The following is a 7919-nucleotide window of genomic DNA, read 5'->3' on the forward strand; positions in this document are numbered from 1 at the left end:
TTTACAGAAAAGTATCATAAAAGTATCACAAAAGTGTCATTGTATGGAAATTATTTCGTATATTTGCAGTGCTAATGCGATAAGATATAGATACAGGATATTCACGGTTTAATGACCGTTTTTATTTTTAATACAGATTTTGCAAGTTGAAAACTTGCGTCATTAATTCATTAATTATTTCAACCATGAAAAACATTAAGATTCTTGAACAAGCCTTTAAAGAAGGCAAGACTCCAAAGGGAATCGTTTATTGCTTCCTGGAGCAGTGTGAGAAGAAGACGGAGTGTCTCCGTTATCAGTGTACCAAATGCAAGAACCGGGCAATCAGGCTGGACTATGCTATGTTTCCTGACGTTTTGGCTGATGGAGAGTGCAAGTGGTTCGTTCCTCTGCGTGTGGTGAAAATGGCATGGGGCTTCGATTCGCTCTTCATCGATGTCAAGGTGCGTGATGCCCAATCCCTGCGCGAGACGATGAAGGAATATCTCGGCAGCGACAGCCAGTATTACCGCTATAAGCTCGGTCAGCTCAAACTCAATCCCAACCAGCAGGCGCATATCAAGAAGCTCTTTGCTGAATATGGATACGAAAACGTGGACTTTGACAATTATTCCACAGAGATAGATTTCCATAACAGATGATTCCGGATTTCCCCCACACCGTGGGGAATGAAACCCCACATTGGGGGGAATCGTTCCCCACGCCGTGGGGGGAAATTCAGGATGCTTTAATGACCGATTCGGGTTAAACCCTAATGACCGATTCAGGTTAAAGTGTATAACTCAAGTAAAAACAAATTTTTGAAAAACACTATGAAGATAACAATTCGACATACGGATAATAAGAACAAGATGGTGATGAGCCTCTGCTCTATAGACCGCTTGCTGTCACGCATGACAACAGATGATTCCCGTCGTACGGTGATGCGCTTCAGAGAGGTGGCGCCATATAGAGACCGCAAAATTCATAATTACGACGATATGCCACAGTGGAGACATGTATATCCCGGAGCGGAACTGAAGCGGGATGACAATGACAATATGGTGATGAAATGCTGCAACGGGATAATCACCTTGCAGTTTGGAGATGTCACAGACCGCGATGCTATAGAGAAAGTGAAGCGTGCCGTAGCTTTCGTCCCGTCCACTATGGCAGCCTTTCAGGGAGCCGATGGCATGAGCGTGGTGGTGCTGGTGAGATATGCTGGGGCAGACGGCACGTTGCCTTCTGTAGAAGAAGAGGCAGACCGCCAGTATCGTATTGCCCACCAACGCATACTGCCGATATACAGGGCAGTGGTGAACGTGCCGTTGCGCGGCGGCGAACCGTCTCTCTTCGACAGTTTCCTTATGACCGTGGATGCAGAGCCATACTACAATCCCGATGCTGTGGCATTGCGTATCGACGACAGTAGCGGAGTGCAGCCCATGTCGTCGCCCGTTTCGTTGGGCGATATTGAAGATGAACCCTGGGCGGACGACAATGAGGAAGCGCAGAAAGAAGACAATGGCGTGCGAGTGAATATCGTTAGGATGATGAGGCTGCTGCGTAGCCGTTATGATTTCCGCTATAATGTGGTGATGAAATACGTGGAATACCAGTCAAAGGAAAAGCCATGGTATGGCTATATGCCGGTGGAGCCGAGGGTGCAGAAGCGTATGACTCTCGAAGTGCAGTTGGCGGATATCCGTGTCAGCATCAAGGATGTGCGTAATTTCCTGGAGTCGGACTATATACAGAATTATGACCCGATAAGCGACTTCCTGCAGGAGTGTAACGGCAAGTGGGACGGCAAAGACCATATCCGTGAGCTGGCACGCACCGTACCTACATCCAATCCGCATTGGGAAGACTGGTTCTACACTTGGTTTCTCGCTATGGTGAGCCAGTGGCAGGGCACCACCTTCCGCCAGTATGGCAACTCCGTGGCGCCGCTGTTGATTTCCCGGCAGGGCTACAACAAGAGCACCTTCTGCCGCCGCCTTCTGCCGCCGGAACTTCAGTGGGGCTACAACGACAACCTCATACTCTCAGAGAAACGTCAGGTGTATCAGGCAATGTCGCAGTTTCTGCTTGTCAATCTCGACGAGTTCAATCAGATTTCACCCACTGTGCAGCAGGGGTTCCTGAAGAACCTCATACAGTTGCCTACGCTGAAGATAAAGCGTCCCTATGGCAGTCATGTGGAGGAGTTTCCGCGCCTCGCCTCGTTTATAGCCACGAGCAATCTCACGGATATCCTTGCCGACCCGTCGGGCAACAGACGCTTTATCGGAATAGAGCTCACCGGACCAATAGATGTGAGCATTCGCCCCAACTACCGCCAGCTCTATGCCCAGGCGTTGGCGGCATTGAGGGATGGCGAGAAGAGCTATTTCGATTCCGAACAGGTGCGCCTCATCATGCATAGCAACTGTGAGTTCGAGGTCATGTCGCCCACCGACCAGTATTTCAACATCTATTATGAGATTGTTGACGACGAGAATGAAGGCGAGTGGCTCACGGCAGCAGAGATCTTCGATTTCCTGAAGAAGACCGTAGGGTCGTCGCTGAAGGTGAATTCGCTGATGGGATTCGGCAGACGCCTCGCCAACATGGCAGATATCCGTCGCAAGCGTTTTGCTTCCGGAATGAAGTATCTGGTGAGAAAAAGAACCTGATTTCGTCCCGATGATGATACTTCATACCCGTTTGTGATACTTTTATGCTACTTTTCTGTAAGGAAAACAGAAAAGTGGCATTCTCTCAATATGTTGATAACGAGATAGTTACGCCCATTTCGATACCCCAAAATGATACTTTGACACTTCCGGGCAGGAAAATGAATCCACGATATGTGCGGTTTTGCTTCGGCACGAAATTTGCTGATGACTTATAAAAGATTAATTTAGAGGAAAGGAGTTGACAATATGGCATTTATTGATTATTACAAGATACTTGGTGTGGACAAGACCATACCGCAGAAGGATGTGAAGAAGGCTTATCTGAAGAGAGCCAAGCAGTTTCATCCCGACCTTCACCCTAATGACCCCAAGGCAAAGGCAAAGTTCCAGGCTCTGAACGAGGCATACGAGGTGATAAACGATCCGGAGAAACGAAGGAAATACGACCAGTACGGTGAGCACTGGAAGGAGGCGGAAGCCTTCGGACGGGGCGCCGGACGAGGAGGAGCCGGTGGTGGTTTCTATGATGGCGAGGATGTACCATTCAGCGGTTTCGATTTCTCAGGTTTCGGTTCCGGTACGGGCGGCTTCTCCAGTTTCTTCCAGAACCTCTTCGGAGGTGGTGGCGGAATGGGCGGCGGCAGAGGCAGCAGGATGCGCCAGAACTCGGGAGAGATGCAGGCAACGGTGAACATCGACCTTTATACCGCATTGCTCGGCGGAGAGGTGATGCTGCAGCTCGGCAACGGTTCGAAGATAAAGCTGAAGGTAAAACCGGAGACCCAGAACGGTACCAAGGTGCGTCTGCGTGGCAAGGGCTATGACCGTGGCGACGGAACGATAGGCGACATGATAATCACCTATAACGTGAAGTTGCCTACGAATCTCACGGAGCGGCAGAAGGAGCTGTTGCAGCAGATGAGGCAGGGTTGATGCTGATTGCCCTGATGTTCCACCAGATGGTTGTCTCAAAGAAACATAATAGGATAGATAAATAAAAAAGACAAAGCGGCAAGCATGTGGATTGATTCCCATTGCTTGTCGCTTTGCTTTTATTGTTTCCGTCAAATGTCTTTCAGTGGCATTTGCAGAGATATCTGTCAAGTCCAAATCGGTCATTCCAAGTAGGCTCTAATGACCGATGGGGGATGATTAGAATTCGCTCGTGAAGTGGAACTTGATATTCTTGAAGTCCTCCTGTGCCATAGACAACACATAGCCGGAGTCGGCAAGGAAGACATCGCGGCCATCCTTGTCTTTCGCCATATACTGATATTTGCGCTTTTTGAAGTTCTCCAGTTCTTCCTCGTCGTCGCTCTCTATCCAGCATGCCTTATACAGGTGTACCGGTTCCCAACGGCATTTGGCGTTGTATTCGTTCTCCAGACGATATTGTATCACCTCAAACTGCAGCTGACCGACAGTACCGATGATCTTGCGGCCATTGAACTGGTTTATGAACATCTGTGCCACACCCTCGTCCATAAGCTGGTCGATACCCTTGTTGAGCTGTTTGCTCTTCATAGGGTCGTCGTTCTCGATGTATTTGAACATCTCAGGAGAGAATGAAGGAAGACCGCGGAAGTGCAGCTGTTCGCCATCCGTCAGCGTGTCGCCAATCTTGAATATGCCATTGTCTGGCAGTCCGACGATGTCGCCAGGATAAGCCTCCTCGATGGTGCTCTTGCGCTGAGCCATGAATTGGGTGGGGGAGGAGAAACGTACCGTCTTGCCCATTCTCACGTGGAGATAAGGTTTGTTGCGTTCGAACTTTCCGCTGCACACCTTGCAGAATGCGATGCAGGAGCGGTGGTTAGGGTCGATGTTTGCCGTTATCTTGAAGATGAAACCGGTGAACTTCTTCTCTTCCGGCTCTACTATTCTCTCCACAGCCTTTGTGGGGCGTGGACTTGGAGCAATCTCCACGAAGCAGTTGAGCAGTTCCTGAACACCGAAGTTGTTGAGGGCCGATCCGAAGAATACCGGGGCTACCATGCCCTTACGATAGTCCTCCACGTTGAACTCAGGGTAGACACCCTCCACCAGTTCCAGGTCTTCGCGCAGTTTCCCTGCATCCTGTTCGCCGACATGCTTGTCGAGCTCTTCGCTGTTGATGTCAACCTCTACTTTCTCCGTAACGCGCTGTTTGTCAGGCGTGAAAAGATCGAGCTTGTTCTCGTAGATATTATAGACACCTTTGAACTTCACACCCTGGTTGATAGGCCATGACAGAGGGCGCACCTTTATTTCCAGTTCATCTTCCAGTTCGTCGAGAAGGTCGAATGGGTCGCGTCCCTCGCGGTCCATCTTGTTGATGAAGATTATCACCGGTGTATTGCGCATACGGCAGACGCTCATGAGTTTTCTCGTCTGCGTCTCCACACCCTTGGCGCTGTCCACTACGATGATTGCGGAGTCAACGGCAGTCAATGTGCGGTAAGTGTCCTCGGCAAAGTCCTGGTGACCAGGGGTGTCGAGGATGTTCACCTTGTAGTCTTTGTAGTCGAACTCCATAACGGAGGTAGACACGGAGATACCACGCTGCTTCTCGATGTCCATCCAGTCGGAAGTTGCGGTCTTGCGGATTTTGTTGCTTTTCACGGCACCAGCCACCTGTATCTGTCCTCCGAAGAGGAGAAATTTCTCCGTCAGCGTTGTCTTACCGGCGTCAGGATGGGATATGATGGCGAAGGTTCGCCTTCTTTCTATTTCGTTAGCCATATTCTTTGTTGAAGAGTGATGAATGGATGAAAGACGATATTGGGATTTTTCATTGTCTTTTCATTATTCATCCAGCATTATAAATGTATATAGTTAATATTATCTTACTTTTTTCAATGCACCCATATTTTCCATACATGCCATGAGACTGTCAACCCAATATGGGATTTTTATTCCGAAGGTGTTCTTCACCTTTGTCTTGTCGAACACGCTGTAGGCAGGACGTGTCACCGGACTTGGGAATTCGCTGCTGTGGCATGGCTGAATGTCGCAGCCGTTGTTGCCTGCCAGTCTTGCTATCTGTATGGTGAAGTCGTACCAGCTACATACTCCCTCGTTGGAGAAATGGTAGATGCCATAGTTGTTTTCATACAACTTGTTGTCGATGATATGACCTATCAGCTTGGCAAGGTCTAAGGCGTAGGTCGGAGTGCCGCATTGATCGAACACCACTTTCAACTGAGGCTTCGTGGCGGTGAGGCTGAGCATCGTTTTCACGAAGTTCTTTCCGAACTCAGAGTATAGCCATGCCGTGCGCAGTATGATATGCTTCACTCCGGTGGCGAGGATCTTCTGTTCGCCGTGCAGCTTGGTCAGTCCGTAGACACCGGTTGGAGTTCCTTTCTGGTCCTCCTTGCAAGGAGTGTTGTATGGGTCGGCGCCGAACACATAGTCGGTGCTGATATGTATCAGCAGTCCGTCAACCTCCTTCATTGCCTTGGCGAGATTTTCCGGAGCTGTCGCGTTTAGCGTTTCCACGATATCGCCAGCGGTTTCCGCAGCGTCAACATTTGTCCATGCGGCACAGTTTATGATGCATTTGATGTCGTTCTCGCTCACCATCTTTCTGATGTCGTCGATTGATGTTATGTCGAGATGCGTGTATCCATCGCATACGTCGGTGAAGATGTATTTGTCTTCGCTCCCTTTTGCCACGATTTGCATTTCGTTGCCGAGCTGACCACCGGCGCCGGTTACCAATATGTTCATGATTGCTTGTTTTTTGTTGCTGATGAGTCGTCGAGGCTGTGTGAACCTCTTATGTTGTCGATGGTGCAAACCGTCGGAGAAATTCTTATTCCAGTTCCAGTTCGCCCTTCTTGTCCTGAAGGTAATAGTCGGAGAGCATGCCGATGAAGGTCGTTATTTCCTTTATGGCATGTTCCGTGTCAGGGCTGACGGGCTTCTTCTGCAGTCGGAGCATCATTACTCCGTATAGGGCATTGAAGCATGTCTCTATCTCGTCCTCATCCTTGGCGCCACGTTTGCGCAGTTCAACGATGAAGGGCAATACCCTGTAATACTCGCTGTTGTAGAAAGGAAATTTTGGTGAGGCAAGAAGCGTGCTGCTCAGTTCGGACAACTGCTGTATCACGATCTTGTTGATCTGCAGATGTCCTTTCTCCCGGCAGCCCTCGGTGTTCATCATCGTGATGAGATTGCCATACCAGTCTGTCATTTCCTCTTTCTGTTCCTCGGTATAGTCGAAGCGGTCTATATACTCGTGCTTTATCCTCGACAGCGAGCATCCGTATGCCCTTATGATATCTTCTATCTGCCACATATATAGCAGATATTCAGCTATGCTCTTCTTTCTTAATTCCTGAGATATGAACATATATTTATCAGTTATTGAATGTTGTCAATAGTTTATCGTTGGCAGGGTGTAAAGGTTGAACACCGTGCCGATGAGGACGATGATAGACATCACTATGACGATGCTGCCCACCACCTTGTTGATTATCTGAATGCCGTTGGTGTCGAAAACCGCACGGATCTTGTCTACGAGCCATGTCAATCCATACCACCACAGCATCGCACCGCCGATAATGCCGATATATCCGGCACACATCTCGACTGGATGGTTGGGGATTATGAATGCAAACTGGGCGAAGAGTCCCATCATGAGCATTATGATGAGAGGATTGGAGAACGTGACGAGGAATGCCGTGATGCAGTTGTGGATGAGAGAGCCCTTGGTGCCACGGTTGCTTACGTGAACTTTCTTCATCGGGTTGCTTCTGAACGAATAGATTCCGAATATCATGAGGATGATACTTGCAGAAATCTGCAATATGTACCGATAGTGGGAATTGCTGATGAAGTCCATGACGAAAGACATTCCAAGACCCGTTATAAGGGCGTATATGAAATCGCTGACACAGGCGCCGATGCCTGTCACGAAACCGAACCATCTGCCTTTGTTGAGTGTGCGCTGAACGCAAAGCACTCCTACCGGGCCCATCGGGGCTGATACAAGAATACCTATTGCAACTCCTTTCAGGAGTAGATCTAATATGTTTATATGAAATGGAAATGGCATAGTGGGTGCAAAGTTCCGCAATTTTCACGAAAAATACAAATTTTGTAACATAAACTTTCCAAACGACAGTTAATTTGAACGCTAAGATGATGTATATCATTGATTTAGATTATTGAAGAGCGTTGATTGGGAAAAAAACTTTTTTAGAGGTTGGCGTTTATGGCGAATTCAATTATCTTTGCAGAAAATAAGCTTCGGCTCGGGATAAGAAA

The 7919-nt window shown here is 48.6% G+C and carries 7 protein-coding genes; 3 read left to right on the plus strand and 4 right to left on the minus strand.

Translation table 11 applies throughout. The features are described 5' to 3' along the window. Positions 1–185: 185 nt before the first annotated feature. The 3 genes from QVO99_RS00815 to QVO99_RS00825 all read left to right on the plus strand — a co-directional run bounded on the left by QVO99_RS00815 (position 186) and on the right by QVO99_RS00825 (position 3596). A complete protein-coding gene (locus tag QVO99_RS00815; RefSeq protein WP_022315688.1) occupies positions 186–641 on the plus strand; it encodes a DUF6078 family protein in 456 nt (151 codons plus the stop codon). A gap of 171 nt (positions 642–812) precedes the next feature. After that, a complete protein-coding gene (locus QVO99_RS00820) occupies positions 813–2660 on the plus strand; it encodes a VapE domain-containing protein (protein WP_022315689.1) in 1848 nt (615 codons plus the stop codon). Between the two features lie 249 nt (positions 2661–2909). Beyond that, positions 2910–3596, plus strand: a complete 687-nt coding sequence (locus tag QVO99_RS00825; RefSeq protein ID WP_022315690.1) for a DnaJ domain-containing protein — start codon at positions 2910–2912, stop codon at positions 3594–3596. A 219-nt stretch (positions 3597–3815) separates the two neighbouring features. Here the strand turns inward: QVO99_RS00825 and QVO99_RS00830 are convergent, their stop codons facing one another. The 4 genes from QVO99_RS00830 to QVO99_RS00845 all read right to left on the minus strand — a co-directional run bounded on the left by QVO99_RS00830 (position 3816) and on the right by QVO99_RS00845 (position 7707). Continuing rightward, positions 3816–5384, minus strand: coding sequence for a peptide chain release factor 3 (locus QVO99_RS00830; protein ID WP_022315691.1), 1569 nt, complete (start codon positions 5382–5384; stop codon positions 3816–3818). 99 nt (positions 5385–5483) lie between these two features. After that, positions 5484–6374, minus strand: coding sequence for a dTDP-4-dehydrorhamnose reductase (gene rfbD, locus QVO99_RS00835; protein WP_022315692.1), 891 nt, complete (start codon positions 6372–6374; stop codon positions 5484–5486). A gap of 85 nt (positions 6375–6459) precedes the next feature. After that, entirely contained in the window at positions 6460–7002 is a 543-nt protein-coding gene (locus tag QVO99_RS00840) for a DUF4924 family protein (protein ID WP_022315693.1), read from the minus strand. 24 nt (positions 7003–7026) lie between these two features. Further along, positions 7027–7707 carry a LysE family translocator gene (locus QVO99_RS00845; RefSeq protein ID WP_022315694.1) on the minus strand — a complete coding sequence of 227 codons (681 nt, stop codon included), beginning with the start codon at positions 7705–7707 and terminating at the stop codon, positions 7027–7029. Positions 7708–7919: the final 212 nt, after the last annotated feature.

This window comes from Prevotella sp. CAG:592, from assembly GCF_000436015.1.
GTDB classification, from domain to species: domain Bacteria; phylum Bacteroidota; class Bacteroidia; order Bacteroidales; family Bacteroidaceae; genus Prevotella; species Prevotella pectinovora.